This is a genomic window from Phreatobacter sp. GW821-FHT04C01 (assembly GCF_059420385.1).
Genome location: NZ_JBWKTP010000001.1, coordinates 771783 through 789089 on the forward strand (window position 1 = coordinate 771783; position 17307 = coordinate 789089).

Here is a 17307-nt window from a genome sequence, read left to right on the forward strand (position 1 = left end):
AACGGAAGACAGGTGGCGAGAGATGGCTGGTGTCAGGTCATTCTGCGCCTCTCCGCGCGCGAACGGGAGAGGCGCAGCACGGGATAGGGATCAGGCGGCGAGCCGCATCTCGACCAGCTTGGCCCAATAGCTCATGCCGATCGGGATGATCTCGTCGTTGAAATCGTAAGCCGGGTGATGCAGGCCGGCGCTGTCGCCCTGGCCGACGAAGATGAAGGCGCCGGGACGGGCTTCCAGCATGAAGGAGAAGTCCTCGCCGCCCATGACCGGGGTGACGTCGCGCTCGACACCGGCCTCGCCGACCACCGCGGCCGCGGCATCGGCCGCGAAGACGGTGTTTTCGGCATGGTTCCGGGTCACCGGATAGTCACGGTAATAATGCAGCTTGGCGGTCGCGCCGAACAGGGCGGCGGTGCCTTCGACGATGGCGTGCAGGCGAGCCTCGACGAAATCGCGCATCTCGGGCGTCAAGGTGCGCACGGTGCCGAGCAAGGTGGCGGTCTGCGGGATGACATTGTCGGTGAAACCGGCATTGAAGGCGCAGATCGAGACCACGACATTGTCGAGCGGATTGACGTTGCGCGACACGATCGACTGGACATTGGCGACGATCTGGGAGGCGACCAGCACAGTGTCGACCGACAGATGCGGCTTGGCGGCATGGCCGCCCTTGCCCTCGACCTCGATGCGGATGCGATCGGCGGCGGCCAGCAGCGGACCTGCGCGCAGCGCGAAGGCGCCGACCGGCATGCCCGGCGTATTGTGCATGCCATAGACTTCCTGGATGCCGAAGCGGTCCATCATGCCGTCATTGACCATTTCGCGGCCGCCGCCGCCGCCCTCTTCGGCCGGCTGGAAGATGACCGCGACGGTGCCGTCGAAATTGCGCGTCTCGGCGAGATATTTGGCGGCGCCCAGCAGCATGGCGGTGTGGCCGTCATGGCCGCAGGCATGCATCTTGCCCGCGGTCTTCGAGGCATAGGCCTTGCCGGTGATCTCGGTCAGCGGCAGGGCGTCCATGTCGGCGCGCAGGCCGATGACCTTGCCCGAGCCGCTCTTCGATCCCTTGATCAGGCCGACCACGCCGGTCTTGCCGATGCCGGTGACCACCTCGTCGCAGCCGAATTCCCGGAGCTTGTCGGCGACGATGCCGGCGGTGCGATGAACATCGAACTGCAGCTCCGGATGCTCGTGCAGGTCACGGCGCCAGGCGGTGACTTCGTCGTGAAGCGCGGAAATGCGGTTGTTGATGGGCATGGGATGTCTCCGAACAGAAAACGGGTGGTCGTCGGGTCTGGGGCGCGCCACTCTCCGCCTCGCGAGCACGGGGCGGGAGGGGCGATTGGCCGGGCGGATGTCAGGCGGTGAGCCGCGTCTCCACGAGCTTGGCCCAATAGCTCATGCCGATCGGGATGATCTCGTCGTTGAAGTCATAGGCGGGATGATGAACGTTTGCGGTGTCGCCCTGGCCGATGAAGATGAAGGCGCCGGGGCGGGCGTTCAGCATATAGGAGAAATCCTCGCCGCCCATGACCGGAATGGCGACACGGTTGACGCTTGCATCGCCGACGATGGCGGCGGCGGCATCGGCCGCGTAGGGCGTGTTGGCCTCGTGGTTGACGGTCACCGGCACGATCCGCTCGTAGTGCAGCGTCGCCTTGGCGCCGAACAGGGCGGCGGTGCCTTCGACCACCTCCTTCAGCCGCTTCTCGACATAGTCCCTGATCTCGGCGCTCAGGGTGCGCACCGTGCCGCGCAGCTCGGCGGTCTGGGGAATGACATTGTTGGCGAAACCGCCATTGAAGGCGCAGATCGAGACGACGGCGTTCTCCAGCGGGTCGATATTGCGCGAGACGATCGACTGGGCGGCGACGACGATATGCGAGGCGACCAGGATGGTGTCGACCGACAGGTGGGGCTTGGCGGCGTGGCCGCCCTTGCCTTCGACCTCGATGCGGAAATTATCGACCGCCGCGAGCAGCGGGCCGGGCCGGAGCGCGAAGGAACCGACGGGCAGGCCCGGCGCATTGTGCATGCCATAGACCTCCTGGATGCCGAAGCGCTCCATCATGCCGTCGTCGACCATGGCCTGGCCGCCCTTTTCGCCCTCTTCCGCCGGCTGGAAGATGACCGCGACGGTGCCGTCGAAATTGCGGGTCTCGGCGAGATATTTGGCCGCGCCCAGCAGCATGGCGGTATGGCCGTCATGGCCGCAGGCATGCATTTTCCCGGGGATCTTGGAGGCGTGCGGCTTGCCGGACATCTCGGTGAGCGGCAGGGCGTCCATATCGGCGCGCAGGCCGATGACCTTGCCGGACCCGCTTTTCGCGCCCTTGATGATGCCGACCACGCCGGTCCGGCCGATGCCGGTGACGACCTCGTCGCAGCCGAACTCCCGGAGCTTGTCGGCGACGATGCCTGCGGTGCGATGGACGTCGAACTGCAGTTCGGGATGTTCGTGCAGGTCGCGCCGCCAGGCGGTGACTTCATCATGCAGGGCGGAAATGCGGTTGACGATCGGCATGGGGTGGCTCCAGGGCGAAAACGGATGGTGCGGGCCTTGCGGCCGGACACCACGATGATCGGTCATGCGATGGATCAGGCGGCGAGCCGGCTCTCGACGAGCTTGGCCCAATAGCTCATGCCGATCGGGATGATCTCGTCGTTGAAGTCATAGGCGGGATGGTGGACATTGGCACCCTCGCCCTGGCCAATGAAGATGAAGGCGCCGGGGCGGGCCTCCAGCATGAAGGAGAAGTCCTCGCTGCCCATCACCGGCGGGAAGGCGCGGTCGACGCCGGCCTCGCCGACGACGCTTGCCGCGGCATCGCCGGCAAATCCGGCCTCCGCGCCGTGGTTGGCGGTCACCGGGGCGCCGCGCCGGTAGGTGAGCCTGGCGGTGGCGCCGAACAGGGCGGCGGTGCCCTCGACGACCGCGCGCAGGCGCGCCTCGACGATGTCGCGCACCTCGGGCGTCAGGGTGCGCACCGAGCCGAGCAAGGTGGCGGTCTGCGGGATGACGTTTTCGGCAAAGCCCGCATTGAACGTGCAGATGGAGACCACGACGTTTTCGAGTGGATCGACATTGCGCGACACGATCGACTGGACATTGGCGAGGATCTGCGCGGCGACCAGGATGGTGTCGACCGAATTATGCGGCTGCGCGGCATGGCCGCCCTTGCCCTCGACCTCGATGCGAATGCCGTCGGCGGCCGCCATCAGCGGCCCGGGGCGCAGCGCGAAAGTGCCGACCGGCAGTCCCGGCGCATTGTGCATGCCGTAGACTTCCTGGATGCCGAAGCGCTCCATGAGGCGATCCTGCACCATTTCGCGGGCGCCACCGCCACCCTCTTCGGCCGGCTGGAAGATGACCGCGACGGTGCCATCGAAATTGCGCGTCTCGGCGAGATATTTGGCGGCGCCCAACAGCATGGCGGTGTGGCCGTCATGGCCGCAGGCATGCATCTTTCCCGGCGTTTTCGAGGCGTAGGCCTTGCCGGTGATCTCGGTCAGCGGCAGGGCGTCCATGTCGGCGCGCAGACCGATGATCTTGCCCGATCCCAGGCCCGCTCCTTGGCCCGCTCCTTGGCCCCGGCCCTTGATCAGGCCGACCACGCCGGTCCTGCCGATACCGGTGACCACCTCGTCGCAGCCGAATTCCCGGAGCTTGTCGGCGACGATGCCGGCGGTGCGATGAACGTCGAACTGCAGCTCCGGATGCTCGTGAATGTCGCGGCGCCAGGCGGTGACTTCGTCATGCAGGGCGGAGATGCGGTTGACGATGGGCATGAATGTCCTCGCGGTCGGAAGGGGCAGAGCAAATCCGAGCGAACAGCGCCGGTCAATCGAGCTGCCATGCGGATGCGCCATCTTGACGTGCATGGCTCGGCTGGCGACGATCCGCCGATGCATATGACCAGCGTCGAGCTTCTCCACCGCCTTGTCGGCTTTCCGACCGTTTCGGACACCGACAACCGCGCCCTGATCGACTTCGTCGGCGACTATCTGACGGCCCATGGCGTGGCCTTCGAGCTGGTGCCGCAGGCCGACGGGCGCAATTTCAATCTGTGGGCGACGATCGGCCCGGCCGTCGATGGCGGCCTGGTTCTGTCGGGCCATGTCGACGTGGTGCCGGTCGAGGGCCAGCCCTGGACCACCGACCCCTTCACCCTGGTCGCCAAGGGCGACAAGCTTTATGGCCGCGGCGCCTGCGACATGAAGGGGTTCGACGCCTGCGTGCTGGCGGCGGTGCCGGCCATGCTGAAAGCCAAGCTGAAGCGGCCGATCCATATCTGCCTGTCGGCGGATGAGGAGGTCCGCATGGCCGGGGTGCGCGCGATGATCGCCAAGCTCGGCAAGGACTGGGTCAAGCCGGCGCTCTGCATCGTCGGCGAGCCGAGCCGGATGAAGGTGGTCACCGGCCACAAGGGCTATTTGCGCATCGATACCCATGTGCGCGGCTTCGAGGTTCATTCCAGCAACCGTTACGCCGGGGTTTCCGCCGTGATGGTCGCCGCCCGGCTGGTCGCCTGGCTGGAACAGCGCGACCTGAAGAACAAGGCCGAGGCGGAAAGGACCGGCGGCGTGCCGCATTTCGATCCGGGCTGGACCATGCTGCATGTCGGCATGATCCAGGGCGGCACGGCCCATAACATCACCGCGCTGGACTGTCGGTTCGTCACCGGCATCCGGGTCGTGCCGGGCGACGACGGCGAAAATTATGCCCGGGAATACGAGCATTTCGTCCGCACCGAGATCGAGCCGGCGATGAAGGCGGTGCATCCGAGCGCCGGCGTCACGATCACCCGGGGTTATGCTTCGCCGGCGCTCGGGGCCGAACCCGAGGGCGAGGCCGAGCGGCTCGCCCGCAAGCTGACCGGCGACAACGGCACCCATGTGGTGGCCTATGGCGCGGAGGCCGGCTTCTTTCAGCATGCCGGCCTGTCGACGGTGATCTGCGGACCCGGCGACATCGCCCAGGCGCATCAGCCCGACGAGTGGATCGAGGTGTCGGAGCTGGACAAGTGCGACGCTTTCATCGCCGGCCTGATCAGGGAATGCGCGGCGTGAGGCGCTCCGGCGGCCGTTAGCCGGCAGGCTGGCACATAAAGAAATCTTTATGTCTTTATTGCCTCGCGCCGGCTGGCGTGCTAGAGGCCGCGCGACCGCTGGACGGGCGTCCGGCGATGCCTGTTCTCTCCCGCCTGTCCCCTAGAGGATCCCATGGCCGCCACCGACTACATCGTCAAAGACATTTCGCTCGCCGCCTTCGGCCGCAAGGAAATCGACCTCGCCGAGACCGAAATGCCGGGGCTCATGGCGACCCGCGCCGAATTCGGCGCGTCGCAGCCGCTGAAGGGCGCCCGCATCGCCGGCTCGCTGCACATGACCATCCAGACCGCGGTGCTGATCGAGACCCTGAAGGCTCTCGGCGCCGACATCCGCTGGGTGTCCTGCAATATCTATTCGACCCAGGACCATGCCGCCGCCGCGATCGCCGCCGCCGGCATCCCGGTCTTCGCCTATAAGGGCGAGACGCTGACCGAGTACTGGGACTACACCGCCAAGCTGTTCGACTGGCATGGCGGCGGCACGCCCAACATGATCCTCGACGACGGCGGCGATGCCACCATGTTCGTGCATCTCGGCCTGCGCGCCGAGAACGGCGACACCGCCTTCCTCGACAAGCCGGAATCGGAAGAAGAGGAAATCTTCTTCGCCCTGCTGAAGAAGAAGCTCGCCGAGAAGCCGAAGGGCTGGTTCGCCGAGCTCGCCAAGGCGATCAAGGGCGTTTCGGAAGAGACCACCACGGGCGTCAACCGGCTCTACCAGCTGGCGTCCGCCGGCAAGCTCCTGTTCCCGGCGATCAACGTCAACGATTCCGTCACCAAGTCGAAGTTCGACAACCTCTACGGCTGCCGTGAATCGCTGGTCGACGCGATCCGCCGCGGCACCGACGTGATGATGTCGGGCAAGGTCGCTTTCGTCGCCGGCTTCGGCGATGTCGGCAAGGGCTCGGCGGCGTCGCTGCGCCAGGCCGGCTGCCGCGTCATCGTCTCGGAAGTCGATCCGATCTGCGCCCTGCAGGCGGCGATGGAAGGCTATGAGGTCGCCACCATCGAGGACGCCCTGCCGCGCGCCGACATCTATGTCACCGCCACCGGCAACAAGGACATCATCACGGTCGACCACATGCGCGGCATGAAGGACCGGGCGATCGTCTGCAATATCGGCCATTTCGACAATGAGATTCAGGTCGCCGGCCTGAAGAACCTGAAGTGGAACAACGTCAAGCCGCAGGTCGACGAGATCGAGATGTCGTCGGGCAAGCGCATCATCCTTCTGTCGGAAGGCCGGCTGGTCAACCTCGGCAACGCCATGGGCCATCCCTCCTTCGTCATGTCGGCCTCGTTCACCAACCAGACGATCGCGCAGATCGAATTGTGGACCAATCCCGGCAAGTACGAGAAGAAGGTCTACACCTTGCCGAAGCATCTCGACGAAAAGGTCGCCATGCTGCACCTGGAGAAGATCGGCGTGAAGCTGACCAAGCTGCGTCCCGATCAGGCCGCCTATATCGGCGTGCCGCAGCAGGGCCCGTTCAAGGCCGACCACTATCGCTATTGATCGCGAGCTTCGGCTCTGCGACGGATAAGGCCCGGCCCTGCGCCGGGCCTTTTTTGTTCAAGCTTCCGCGTCTCGCTGAACGCTATTCCTTGTCGCTCGACACTGGTCCTGACATGGCGACGCTCATGCCTCCCTTCTCGCTCTCCACCTTCACCGCCGGCATCATCGCGCCCCTGGTCGGGTTCGCGGGTACGGTCGCGCTGGTGATCGCGGCGGCCCAGGCGGTCGGCGCCACGCCCGGCCAGACCATCTCCTGGCTCGCCGCCATTTCGCTGGCCCAGGCAATTGGTGGAATGACGCTGACCTGGCGCTACAAGATGCCGATCATCGTGGCCTGGTCGACACCCGGAGCCGCCCTGATCGCGGCAACCGGCGGCACCATCACCATGCCGGCGGCGGTCGGTGCCTTCGTGCTGGTGGCGCTGATGATCGTCGCCACCGGCCTGATCCGGCCGGTCGGCGACCTCGTGGCGCGGATCCCGCCGGCCATCGCCTCGGCCATGCTCGCCGGCGTGCTGTTCAAATTCGTCGTTGATGTCGCGCTGACCGCCCCGGGCACGCCGCTGCTGGTGCTGCCGCTGCTGGCGATCTTCCTGGTCGCGCGCCTGGTCCATCCGGCCAGCGCCATGCTGGTGGTGGTCGCCGCGGGCGTTGCACTGACCTACGGGCTCGGGCTCGCCGGCCCGCTGCCGCGCGAACTCGGCCTGTCGCAGCTCGAATGGGTCACGCCGGTCTTCGACCTCGGCGCGCTGGTCGGCCTCGGCGTGCCGCTCTACCTGGTCACCATGGCGGCGCAGAACCTGCCGGGCCTCGCGGTGCTCAGGGCCAACGGCTACAACCCGCCGGTCGGTCCGGTGCTGACGGTGACCGGCATCGTCTCGTTGGTCTCGGCGCCGTTCGGCGCGCATACCACCAATCTCGCGGCGATCACCGCGGCGATCTGCGCCGGTCCCGACGCCCATCCCGACCGCGACAAGCGCTGGCCGGCGGGCATCGTCTACGGCATCGCCTTCCTGCTGCTCGCCGCTTTCGCCGGCACCTTCGTGGCGCTGTTCGCCGCCATGCCCAAGGCGTTGATAACAACCATTGCCGGGCTGGCGCTGGCCGGCGCGCTGATGGGCGCGCTGTCGATCGCCATGAGCGACGACAAGACGCGTTTCCCGGCGATCCTCAGCTTCGCGACGGCGGCCTCGGGGGTCTCGGTTTTCGGCGTCGGCGCGGCTTTCTGGGGCTTGGGCGTCGGCCTCCTCGCGCTCGGCATCGAGCGCATCTGTCACAAGATCGGCATAGGATAACCGTCACGACACGGTGAACTTCAAGACCGGCATCCTTGACGTGCGGAAGCCAATCCCTACCTTCATTGGCCGTAGTTTTGATTCCAGGAGAGCGCCATGGGTGCCGTTTCCGCCACCACAGATGCCACCTTCGAGAGCGACGTCATCAAGGCCGACGCGCCCGTCGTGGTCGATTTCTGGGCACCGTGGTGCGGCCCATGCCGAATGATCGCTCCGGCGCTCGACGCCATCTCGACCGAGCTCGGCGACAAGGTGAAGATCGTCAAGGTGAATGTCGACGAGAACCCGAAGATCGCGTCCAATTACGGCATCATGTCGATCCCGACCCTGATGATCTTCAAGGGCGGCAAGCTGGTCGACCGCAAGACCGGCGCTTCGCCGCAGGCGGCGCTGAAGCAGTGGATCACCACCCACGCCTGAGCGTCGGACGGCTTGATGCCTTAAGAACCGCCGGCTCGCCGGCGGTTTTGTTTTTGCGGCCGACCCCTGGTGGTCCCTCGGCACAGCCCGGATGCCGCAGGTGGTGGATTTGCCGCTAGTCTCGCCGGATGAACGGCGAAGGGGACGATGACAAACCGGCGCGCCGGTCGGCCGCCCGGCGATTGCGGGCGGGCGGCGCACGGATGCTCGACTGGCTGTTGCCGCCCCTGTGCCTGGCCTGCCGCAATCCGGTCGGCGATCATGGCGCGCTCTGTCCCGGCTGCTGGCGGCGCGTCGGTCATATCGAGGCGCCGGTCTGCGACCGGCTCGGCACACCCATGCCCTTCGATCTCGGGCCGGGCGCGCTCTCCCCCCAGGCGATCGCCAATCCACCGGCCTTCGACCGGGCGCGCGCGGCGTTCCGGTTCGACGATGTCGGCCGGGCGCTGGTCCATGGGCTCAAATATGGCGACCGGCTGGAGATCGCGCCGGCGCTGGCCGGCTGGATGGTGCGGGCCGGCCGCGACATCCTGAACGATGCCGATGCGCTGATCCCGGTGCCGCTGCACTGGAGCCGGCTGCTGCGCCGCCGGTTCAACCAGGCGGCCGAACTGACCCGGCATCTCTCCGCCAGAACCGGCATATCGAACGAGGCGCTGGTGCTCCGGCGGCGCCGGCGGACATTGCATCAGGTCGGCCTGACGCGCGCCCAGCGGCTGGACAATGTGGCGGGCGCCTTCCACGTGCCGGACGAACAGAAGAGCCGGGTCAGCGGGCGCCGGCTCGTGCTGGTCGACGACGTGCTGACGACGGGAGCGACCCTTGAAGCCTGCGCACGGGTGCTGCGCCGCGCCGGCGCGGCTCGCATCGATGTGCTGACGGCGGCGAGGGTTGTGGAGGGCACCTTCGCAGTCCATATCTGATGGCCGATACGACCCACGAGATGAGCGTGATGCCTGAAATCGTCATCTATACCAAGGATTACTGCCCCTATTGCCATGCAGCCAAACAGCTGCTGACGAGCAAGGGCGCAGTGTTCACCGAAATCGACATTCAGAAGCAGCCCGAGCGGCGCGCCGAAATGATCCAGAGGTCCGGTGGCAGCTCGACGGTGCCGCAGATCTTCATCGGTTCGCAGCATGTCGGCGGCTCCGACGACATTCACGCGCTCGACGATGCCGGCAAGCTCGATCCGCTCCTGGCGGCCTGATCCCGATGACCGAAACGAGCAGCAGCTTCACCGCGGCCTGCGTGCAGATGCGCGCGGATGTCGACGTCAAGGCGAGCCTGGAGCAGTCGCTCGGGCTCGTCCGGGAAGCCGCACGGGCCGGCGCGGTCTATGTCCAGACGCCGGAAATGACCAATATCCTGCAGCCGGACCGGCCGAAATTCTTCGAAACCATCAAGGCCGAAGCGGACGACCCGTCGCTGCCGGTGCTCCAGGCTGAAGCCATGCGGCTCGGCATCTGGCTGCATATCGGCTCGCTCGCCATCAAGATCGGCGACAGGCAGGCGGCCAATCGCGGCTATGTCATCTCCCCCGATGGCGAGATCGTGGCTGCCTACGACAAGATCCACATGTTCGACGTCAATCTGGCCAATGGCCAGTCCTATCGGGAATCGGCGGCCTATGCCCCGGGTGACCGTGCCGTCGTCACCGATCTGCCCTGGGCGAGGCTCGGGGTGACGATCTGCTACGACCTGCGTTTCCCGCAGCTCTATCGGACGCTGGCCGAGGCCGGCGCCGGCATCATGGCGATCCCGTCCTCGTTCACGGTGCCGACCGGCCAGGCCCACTGGCATGTGCTGATGCGGGCACGCGCCATCGAGACCGGTTCCTTCGTGATCGCGGCGGCCCAGGGCGGCAAACATGCCAGCGGCCGCGAGACCTATGGCCACAGCCTGATCGTCGATCCCTGGGGCACGATCCTCGCCGAAGCCGATCACGACGCGCCGGCCGTGGTGCTGGCCGAGATCGATCCGGCCAAGGTCGCCGAGACGCGTGGCCGGATCCCGTCACTCGCCAATGGCCGGGTGTTCCGGCTGGAGGGCGCGTCATGATCAAATATGCCCTGATCTGCGACAAGGCGCACGAATTCGAAAGCTGGTTCCCGTCCTCGGACAGTTTCGACCAGCAGCTCGCACGCGGTTTCGTCACCTGTCCGGCTTGCGGTTCCGCCAGGATCGGCAAGACCATCATGGCGCCGCAGGTGGCGCGCCGGGACCGCGCGGTGGCGCCGGCACCGGTGCCGGACGAGCCGCGCAAAGTGGCGATGGTCTCGCCCGAGGAGCAGGAGCTGCGCGCCAAGCTCAAGGAATTGCGCGACCACCTGGTGGCCAATTCCGACGCGGTCGGCGACAAATTCGCCGAGGAAGCGCGCAAGATCCACTATGGCGAGACCGAGCATCGCTCGATTCATGGTTCGGCGACGCCGGACGAAGCGCGCGAACTCGCCGAGGAGGGGATCGAGTTCCACGCCCTGCCGGTGCTGCCGGGCGAGCGGAATTGATCGACCGGCCGGCTTCCTATTCGCCGGGGGCGCTGCTACCCCTCGGCGAACAGGAGCCCTTGCATGTCCCGCTTCGCCGCCGCGTTCCTTGCGTCGCTTGCCTGCCTGGTTCTGCCGGCGCGTGCCGACGAACCCACGATCCGAGTGACCAATGAGAGCGTTCCGACGCTTTGCGCGGAAGAGGACAATGTCGACCTGCGCTTCCACTCGCCATCGGCCAGGCGTTTCCGCATCGAGGCCCAGCACCCGGCGGTGATCGGCGCGATCGTGCAGGATTCGACCGCGCCCGATTTCACCAATTGCACCATTACCGACAAGGCCGACCACCGCTTCACGCCGCGGCGGGTGGTGCTGCACGACGATGCACGGCTGAGGGTGGTCGGCATCACGTTCGACAAGTTCTGGCGGCCCGAGCGGGTGCCGGTGACGGTGGCCGGGCGGCGCGACGAGGGCTTTCACCTGATCCAGCTGTTCCACAAGGAACGTGGGCAGCCGGCATATGAGTTCCTCGTACTCTATCCGGTCGACGGCTATTGGCGCATCAAGCCGAGGCCGCCGCGCCATTTGCGCGACATCGTCTACGGCACGTCGTTCCTGGTCGGCCCGATCGAGGTGATGCAGCGGCCGGTGGTCAACCTGACCGCCATCGCCTTCGACCCTGACAGCATGACCTTCGACCTCACCTTCAAGGCCGGCGGCACCGCGAAACTCAAGGTCGATACGGTCGATCGCCAGCGGGTGGCGGTGGAGGTCGAACTCGACCGGCCGGTGGCGAATGGTCCCTTTGCCGGCCTGCGCTCGATGTATGTCGCCGAAACCAATGCCGACGGCGCCCATGTCCATTGGCGCGCGCCGGGTGAAAACCGCTGGCACCAGAGCCCGGTGATGGATTTCCAGGGCGGCCAGGGCATTGAGGTCCGGCTCGGCCGCAACCTTGCCAGCCGCCATAATACGTCCTCGCCGGATCATCTGTTGTCGGCGTTTCGGGACTAGGCATCGTCGTCGGTGATCATAGCGGGTTGATTTTGGTGCAGAGAAAGTCGTGGATGCCCGGGACAAGCCCGGGCAAGACGATGTCAGGGCCTACACGGTCCAGGGCCGCCATACCCAACGCATAGTGGTCGATCCGTCGCGCCTCCTCGAAAGGACGCCTCGTCCTGGCCGGGCTTGTCCCGGCCATCCACGACTTCAAGTGGGAACACCCCATCAAGGGTTGCACCGACCAGGGAGGTAGATGCAGCGCGCACCAGCCGCGACGGCTTCGGGCCGCTTGTCTTCCGTCCTGTCGGATGCTCCACTCCGTGCAACAGCACGTCGGCCGGCCGCGCATCAGGGGCGACAACGACCGGATCTGGGGAGGGACAACAGATGAAAGCCGTCGTCATCGAGGGTTTCGGCGATCCCGCGGCCACCATTCAGCTGAAGGACCTGCCCGACCTGTCGCCACCGGCCGCCGGCGAGGTCACGGTGGAAATGCTGGTGCTCAACATCAATCCGTCGGACCTGTTGCAGATCCAGGGCCTCTACGGCGTCTCCAAGCCGCCCTTGCCGTTCGTTCCCGGCGGCGAGGCGGTCGGCCGCATCGCGGCGGTGGGCGAGGGTGTCCAGGGCTTCGCCGTCGGCGACATCGTCTCGCCGATGATCCTCAATTGCTGGGTCGAGCGGGTGAATATCAAGGCGCATCTCGCCATGAAGCTGCCCGCCAATATCGACCTGCTGCAGGCTTCGATGATCAAGGGCAATCCGGCGACCGCCGAGGCGCTGCTGATGGATCAGGTGCCGCTGAAAGCCGGTGACTGGCTGATGCAGAATGCCGCCAATTCGGCGGTCGGCACATTCCTGGTCAAGCTCGCGGCCGAGCGCGGCATCAACACCTTGAACATCGTGCGGCGCGACAGCGCGGTCGCCACCGTCAAGGCGGCCGGCGGCACGGCGGTGGTGGCCGACGGGCTCGACGATGCCAGGGCCTTTCGCAAGCTGACCCGGGAACTGACCGGCGGGGCGCCGGTCAAGCTGGCGCTCGACGCCATTGGCGGGGCGGCCACCGGCGTCATGGCCAATGCCGTCGCCGATGGCGGCACGATCGTCAATTACGGCCTTCTGTCCGGCGAGCAGTGCCGGATCGACGCGCAGCACCTGATCTTCCGGAAGGTGACGCTGAAGGGCTTCTGGCTGATCCACTGGTTCGCCGATGCCGGGCGCGAGCGGCTGGCCGCGACCTATGCCAGCATCGCCAAGGGCATGGCGCAGGGCACGCTGACCACGCCGGTAGCCGAGGTCATCCCGTTCGAGGAGGCCAGGCGCGCCATGACCGCGGCCGGCGAGGGCGGCCGCGCCGGCAAGGTGCTGATGGTCACGAAGGCCTACAGGGAATAGGGGCGGTCCTCAGGGACCGTTCGAGAACTCCATCGGGCGGCTCGCCTGTGCCCGCTCGATCCAGAGCGCTCCCCGCGAAGGCAATTCTCGTCTTGCCCGGGCTTGTCCCGGCCAGGACGACGGGCCGCGGAGCGAGGAGCCGGCGGCTCTCAGCCATAGAGCCGCTTGATCGCCTCGGCATATTTCGCCTCGATCGCCTGGCGCCGCACCTTCATGGTGGCGGTGACCTCGCCGTCGTCGTGGTCGAGCTCCTTGTCGAGGATTTCGAAACGCCTGATACGGGCCACCTGGGCCAGCGTGTCATTGGCCTTGTCGACATCGGCGGTGACCAGCTCGCGCACCGCCGGATGCTGCGACAGGTTCTTGTAATTGGTGAAGGCGATGCCCTTCATCTCGGCCCATTTGCCGACGGTTTCGATCTCGATCTGAATCAGTGCCGCGACATATTTGCGCCGGTCGCCGAAGACGATGCATTCCTTGATGAAGGGGCTGGTCTTCACCGCGTGCTCGATTTCGGTCGGCGACAGGTTCTTGCCGCCGGCGGTGATCATGATGTCCTTCTTGCGATCGACGATCTTGATGTGTCGGCCGGCCTGTTCGGCGACGTCGCCGGTATGCAGCCAGCCGTCGACGATCGCGGCCGCGGTCGCCGCCTCGTTCTTGTAATAGCCCTCGAACACGGCCGGTCCCCGGACCAGGATCTCGCCATCGCCGGCGAGGTCGACGCTGATGCCCTTCATCGCCGTGCCGACCGTGCCGACGACGACGTCGTCGACGCTCTGGCCGAGCACGCCGCCGGAGGTCTCGGTCATGCCGTAGAGCTCGACCAGGGGCACGCCGATGGTGCGGAAGAAGCGGATGACCTCGGGCGAGATCGGTGCCGCGCCGGTGAAGGCGACACGGCAACGGGTCAGGCCAATGGCGTTTTTCAGGGCGCGGAACACGGCGACATAGGCGAGCCCATATTTGGCGCGCTCGGCGAGCGTCCATTGCGCCGGTGCCTTGGCGGCGAAGGGCTCGCACAGGCTGAACGCCGTCTTGTACAGCCATTGCTGCACCGGGCGCGCCTCGTACATCTTCACCTGGATGCCCGAATGCATCTTTTCCCAGATACGCGGCACGCCGAGGAAACTCGACGGCGCCACCTCGCGCAGGTCCTCCTGGACGGTGCGCAGGCTCTCGCCGAAATTCACCTGGCTCGCCGAATAGAGCGGCCCGAACACGGTGGTCGCCTGTTCCGCGACATGGCAGAGCGGCAGGTAGGACAAGGTCGACCAGCCCTCGCCGATGCCGTAGCGGTCGAGCAGGCCGGCGGCTCCGGCCCGAATGTTGCGGTAGGACAGCATCGCGCCCTTGGGCTTGCCGGTCGAGCCGGAGGTATAGATCAGCAGCGCGATGTCGTTCAGCGAATGGCCGGCCATCAGGGTGTCGGCCATGCCCGGGTTCTTCTCGTCCTCGGCGCGGCCGAGCGCCTCGACCTCGTCGAAGGTCATGACCAGGCCCGGCTCGTAACCGGCCAGGCCGCGATTTTCGAGCGCGATGACCTTGGTGATCTTCGGCAATTGGGCGCGCGCCTCGACGATCTTGTCGATCTGCTCCTGGTCCTCGCAGACCACGATACTGACATCGGCGTGGTCGAGCACATAAGCGACCTCGCCGGACGGACTGGTCGGATAGACCCCGACCGTCACCGCGCCGACAATGCCGGCGCCGAGCTGCGCCAGCACCCATTCGATGCGGTTCTCGGAGATCACGCCGACATGGCCCTTGGGGCCGAGGCCGAGCGCGCGCAGCCCCAGGCCGACATGGCGGGCGCGCCGCCAATAGTCGGCGAAGCTGGTCGGCTGCCAGATGCCGAAGCGCTTCTGCCGGATGGCGATGGCATCCGGCCTGGTGTGGGCATAGTCGCGCAGCATCTCGACAATGGTCCTGGCCGGCAGCGCCGCCGGATCGGCTGCGGCAGGCGCCGCCGCGCCGGAGGTGTCGCGGAGCTGGTCCAGCGGAATGACGGTCGCGGTCATGACAGCCACCTCTTCCTGCGCTTGTAATGCTTGATGTCGCGATAGCTCTTATGCGCCAGGCCCAGGTAGAATTCCTGGACGTCGCGGTCGGCGATCAGCCGGTCGGTCGGGCCGTCGATGACGATGCGGCCGGTTTCCATGATGTAGCCGTAATGGGCGATGGACAGCGCAACGGCGGCATTCTGCTCGACCAGCAGCATGGAGACGCCCTGTTCGGCATTGATCCGGGCGATGATCGAGAAGATCTCCTCGACCAGCAAAGGCGCGAGGCCGAGCGAGGGCTCGTCGAGCAGGATGACGCGCGGCTGGGCCACCAGGGCGCGGCCGATGGCGAGCATCTGCTGTTCACCGCCGGAGAGGTAGCCGGCGATGTTCTTGCGCCGCTCGGCGAGCCGCGGGAAATAGCGGTAGACATTGTCGAAGTCGGGCCTGGCGTCGGGCTTGCCGCTGAGCGCATAGGTCGCCGCGACCAGGTTCTCCTCGACGGTCAGGTCGGCGAAGATGCGCCGGCCCTCCATGACGTGAAACAACCCTGAGCGGACCAGCCGGTGCGGCGCGCTCTGCTCGACCGGCTTGCCGTCGAACAGGATGCGGCCTTCGGTGACCAGGCCGTTCTCCATCGGCAGCAGGGCCGAGACCGCCTTCAGCACCGTCGACTTGCCGGCGCCGTTGGAGCCGAGCAACGCCACGATCTGGCCCTTGGGGACCGCGAGCGACAGGCCGCGCAAGGCCTGGATGGCCTTGTTGTAGACCACCTCGATATTGTTGACCTCGAGGATCATGTCGCTGGCCGCTGTCATGGCTCGCCGCTGGTGAGAGGACGGAGTGGACAAAACCGGGACTGTCGCCATGGCTGCGGCATCAGCCGGCGGCCCCGATGGCGATCCAGTCGGAGGCCGGTACGAGGCGCTTCTCGGCCGCCTTGAACTCGTAGATGCGCCCGACCGGAATCGAATTGCGGGCGATCGATGCCGGCACGCCGATCAGGCCGCCGGTGTCGAAATTCGGGATCGAGCGTGCCGCCTTCATCAGGTTCGTCGCGTTGAGTTCCTGATTGGCGGCGAGCGTGCGCCTGAGCGTTTCCGCGGCGATCAGCGCATTGGTCCAGCCCTGGAAATAGGCATTGATGCGGGTGCGTGCCGGATTGACTTCGCGGATCGCGGCGAGCTGCGCGCCGGCGACGCTGGTGTCGAATTCGTAGCAGGAGACGCCCAGATAGCCGTCGGCGACGGCACCGGCGCGGTTCATCAAGGTGGCATCGGTCGAAAAGATCGTGCCCATGAAGCGCGAGGTCATGCCGGCCTGGCGGGCCTGGGCCATGAATTCCGGGATCGGCTGCAGCGCATAGCCATGGAAAATGACGTAGTCGGGATTGCGCCGGCGGATCTTCAGCACATCGCCCGACACATCGACCGAGCCCGGCTGGGTGGCGATCTTCTCGACCACGGTCAGGCCGAGCCGCACGGCCTCGCGTTCGGTCGCGGCAATCGGGTCGCGGCCGAATTCGGTGTCGGAATGGACAAGCACGACGCCGGCATTGCGCTTCTGGCCCTGGATATAGCGCAGCAGCACCTTCATCTGGTCGGTGTAGTTCGGCCCGGGCATCCACTGGTTGGGGAAACCGGCGGGGTCGTCGACTTCGGTCGCGAAGGAATTGCCGGCCATCACGGTGGTGCCGCGCCGGTTCAGTTCGGGATTGATCGCCTTCTGGAAGCCGGTGGAATCACCCAGGAAGACCGGCATCCGGTGCTGGCTGGTCATGCGGGTGAAGATCGCCACCGCCTGGTCGACCCGGTAGGCGGAATCCTCGGTCAGGAAGCGGATCCGCCGGCCGGCGATGCCGCCCTGCTTGTTGACCCAGTCGAAATGGTCGCGGCTGCCCTCGAAGCTTTCGATGCCGGCAAAGGCGAAGACGCCGGTCAGCGCCGTGGCGGAGCCGATGACGATCTCGGGTTCCTGCGCGAAGCCGCGGCCGGCTGACGTCGCGACCAGTGCGGCGCCGAGGCCGAGACGCGTGAAGGTGCGGCGATGCAGTGCCGGCATTGATCCTCTCCCCCT

The 17307-nt window shown here is 66.5% G+C and carries 16 protein-coding genes; 10 read left to right on the top strand and 6 right to left on the bottom strand.

Going from position 1 to position 17307, the window contains the following annotated elements:
- Nucleotides 1–90 precede the first annotated feature (90 nt).
- The 3 genes from AC07WJ_RS03645 to AC07WJ_RS03655 form a co-directional block, all read right to left on the bottom strand.
- Nucleotides 91–1257 carry a M20 aminoacylase family protein gene (locus tag AC07WJ_RS03645; RefSeq protein ID WP_494933158.1) on the bottom strand — a complete coding sequence of 389 codons (1167 nt, stop codon included), beginning with the start codon at nt 1255–1257 and terminating at the stop codon, nt 91–93.
- Between the two features lie 100 nt (nt 1258–1357).
- Complete coding sequence (locus AC07WJ_RS03650; RefSeq protein ID WP_494933829.1) at nt 1358–2524, bottom strand: M20 aminoacylase family protein; 1167 nt, start codon at nt 2522–2524, stop codon at nt 1358–1360.
- A 74-nt stretch (nt 2525–2598) separates the two neighbouring features.
- Nucleotides 2599–3789, bottom strand: coding sequence for a M20 aminoacylase family protein (locus tag AC07WJ_RS03655; protein WP_494933159.1), 1191 nt, complete (start codon nt 3787–3789; stop codon nt 2599–2601).
- Between the two features lie 117 nt (nt 3790–3906).
- On the opposite strand from AC07WJ_RS03655, the gene argE reads away from it, so the two are divergent.
- The 10 genes from argE to AC07WJ_RS03705 all read left to right on the top strand — a co-directional run bounded on the left by argE (nt 3907) and on the right by AC07WJ_RS03705 (nt 13228).
- The gene (gene argE, locus AC07WJ_RS03660; RefSeq protein ID WP_494933160.1) at nt 3907–5070 is read left to right on the top strand and encodes an acetylornithine deacetylase; all 1164 of its coding nucleotides are present in this window, start codon (nt 3907–3909) and stop codon (nt 5068–5070) included.
- A gap of 153 nt (nt 5071–5223) precedes the next feature.
- Nucleotides 5224–6627 (top strand): adenosylhomocysteinase, encoded by a 1404-nt coding sequence (gene ahcY, locus AC07WJ_RS03665; protein ID WP_494933161.1) that lies wholly within the window; start codon nt 5224–5226, stop codon nt 6625–6627.
- A gap of 125 nt (nt 6628–6752) precedes the next feature.
- Nucleotides 6753–7922 (top strand): benzoate/H(+) symporter BenE family transporter, encoded by a 1170-nt coding sequence (locus tag AC07WJ_RS03670; protein WP_494933162.1) that lies wholly within the window; start codon nt 6753–6755, stop codon nt 7920–7922.
- A 96-nt stretch (nt 7923–8018) separates the two neighbouring features.
- Nucleotides 8019–8342, top strand: a complete 324-nt coding sequence (gene trxA, locus AC07WJ_RS03675; RefSeq protein WP_136959929.1) for a thioredoxin — start codon at nt 8019–8021, stop codon at nt 8340–8342.
- Between the two features lie 203 nt (nt 8343–8545).
- Nucleotides 8546–9265 carry a ComF family protein gene (locus tag AC07WJ_RS03680; protein WP_494933163.1) on the top strand — a complete coding sequence of 240 codons (720 nt, stop codon included), beginning with the start codon at nt 8546–8548 and terminating at the stop codon, nt 9263–9265.
- Between the two features lie 29 nt (nt 9266–9294).
- The gene (gene grxC, locus AC07WJ_RS03685; RefSeq protein WP_494933830.1) at nt 9295–9552 is read left to right on the top strand and encodes a glutaredoxin 3; all 258 of its coding nucleotides are present in this window, start codon (nt 9295–9297) and stop codon (nt 9550–9552) included.
- A gap of 5 nt (nt 9553–9557) precedes the next feature.
- Nucleotides 9558–10403, top strand: a complete 846-nt coding sequence (locus AC07WJ_RS03690) for a carbon-nitrogen hydrolase family protein (protein WP_494933164.1) — start codon at nt 9558–9560, stop codon at nt 10401–10403.
- Nucleotides 10400–10852, top strand: coding sequence for a DUF1178 family protein (locus tag AC07WJ_RS03695; protein WP_494933165.1), 453 nt, complete (start codon nt 10400–10402; stop codon nt 10850–10852). The genes AC07WJ_RS03690 and AC07WJ_RS03695 overlap by 4 nt, the downstream gene beginning before the upstream one ends.
- A 63-nt stretch (nt 10853–10915) precedes the next feature.
- Nucleotides 10916–11845, top strand: coding sequence for a hypothetical protein (locus AC07WJ_RS03700; RefSeq protein ID WP_494933166.1), 930 nt, complete (start codon nt 10916–10918; stop codon nt 11843–11845).
- 375 nt (nt 11846–12220) lie between these two features.
- Entirely contained in the window at nt 12221–13228 is a 1008-nt protein-coding gene (locus AC07WJ_RS03705) for a zinc-dependent alcohol dehydrogenase family protein (RefSeq protein WP_494933167.1), read from the top strand.
- A gap of 149 nt (nt 13229–13377) precedes the next feature.
- Here AC07WJ_RS03705 and AC07WJ_RS03710 read toward each other — a convergent pair whose 3' ends face one another.
- The 3 genes from AC07WJ_RS03710 to AC07WJ_RS03720 form a co-directional block, all read right to left on the bottom strand.
- Nucleotides 13378–15249 carry an AMP-dependent synthetase/ligase gene (locus tag AC07WJ_RS03710; RefSeq protein ID WP_494933168.1) on the bottom strand — a complete coding sequence of 624 codons (1872 nt, stop codon included), beginning with the start codon at nt 15247–15249 and terminating at the stop codon, nt 13378–13380.
- Nucleotides 15246–16049: an ABC transporter ATP-binding protein gene (locus tag AC07WJ_RS03715; RefSeq protein WP_494933169.1), complete on the bottom strand. Its 804-nt coding sequence runs from the start codon at nt 16047–16049 to the stop codon at nt 15246–15248. The genes AC07WJ_RS03710 and AC07WJ_RS03715 overlap by 4 nt, the downstream gene beginning before the upstream one ends.
- Nucleotides 16050–16110: 61 nt before the next feature.
- The gene (locus AC07WJ_RS03720) at nt 16111–17292 is read right to left on the bottom strand and encodes an ABC transporter substrate-binding protein (RefSeq protein WP_494933170.1); all 1182 of its coding nucleotides are present in this window, start codon (nt 17290–17292) and stop codon (nt 16111–16113) included.
- Between the last annotated feature and the right edge of the window lie 15 nt (nt 17293–17307).

Coding starts and splice junctions, on each gene's coding strand:
- AC07WJ_RS03645 (WP_494933158.1), bottom strand. CDS start 1,257: ATGCCCATCAACAACCGCATTTCCGCGCTTCACGACGAAGTCACCGCC.
- AC07WJ_RS03650 (WP_494933829.1), bottom strand. CDS start 2,524: ATGCCGATCGTCAACCGCATTTCCGCCCTGCATGATGAAGTCACCGCC.
- AC07WJ_RS03655 (WP_494933159.1), bottom strand. CDS start 3,789: ATGCCCATCGTCAACCGCATCTCCGCCCTGCATGACGAAGTCACCGCC.
- argE (WP_494933160.1), top strand. CDS start 3,907: ATGCATATGACCAGCGTCGAGCTTCTCCACCGCCTTGTCGGCTTTCCG.
- ahcY (WP_494933161.1), top strand. CDS start 5,224: ATGGCCGCCACCGACTACATCGTCAAAGACATTTCGCTCGCCGCCTTC.
- AC07WJ_RS03670 (WP_494933162.1), top strand. CDS start 6,753: ATGCCTCCCTTCTCGCTCTCCACCTTCACCGCCGGCATCATCGCGCCC.
- trxA (WP_136959929.1), top strand. CDS start 8,019: ATGGGTGCCGTTTCCGCCACCACAGATGCCACCTTCGAGAGCGACGTC.
- AC07WJ_RS03680 (WP_494933163.1), top strand. CDS start 8,546: ATGCTCGACTGGCTGTTGCCGCCCCTGTGCCTGGCCTGCCGCAATCCG.
- grxC (WP_494933830.1), top strand. CDS start 9,295: ATGCCTGAAATCGTCATCTATACCAAGGATTACTGCCCCTATTGCCAT.
- AC07WJ_RS03690 (WP_494933164.1), top strand. CDS start 9,558: ATGACCGAAACGAGCAGCAGCTTCACCGCGGCCTGCGTGCAGATGCGC.
- AC07WJ_RS03695 (WP_494933165.1), top strand. CDS start 10,400: ATGATCAAATATGCCCTGATCTGCGACAAGGCGCACGAATTCGAAAGC.
- AC07WJ_RS03700 (WP_494933166.1), top strand. CDS start 10,916: ATGTCCCGCTTCGCCGCCGCGTTCCTTGCGTCGCTTGCCTGCCTGGTT.
- AC07WJ_RS03705 (WP_494933167.1), top strand. CDS start 12,221: ATGAAAGCCGTCGTCATCGAGGGTTTCGGCGATCCCGCGGCCACCATT.
- AC07WJ_RS03710 (WP_494933168.1), bottom strand. CDS start 15,249: ATGACCGCGACCGTCATTCCGCTGGACCAGCTCCGCGACACCTCCGGC.
- AC07WJ_RS03715 (WP_494933169.1), bottom strand. CDS start 16,049: ATGACAGCGGCCAGCGACATGATCCTCGAGGTCAACAATATCGAGGTG.
- AC07WJ_RS03720 (WP_494933170.1), bottom strand. CDS start 17,292: ATGCCGGCACTGCATCGCCGCACCTTCACGCGTCTCGGCCTCGGCGCC.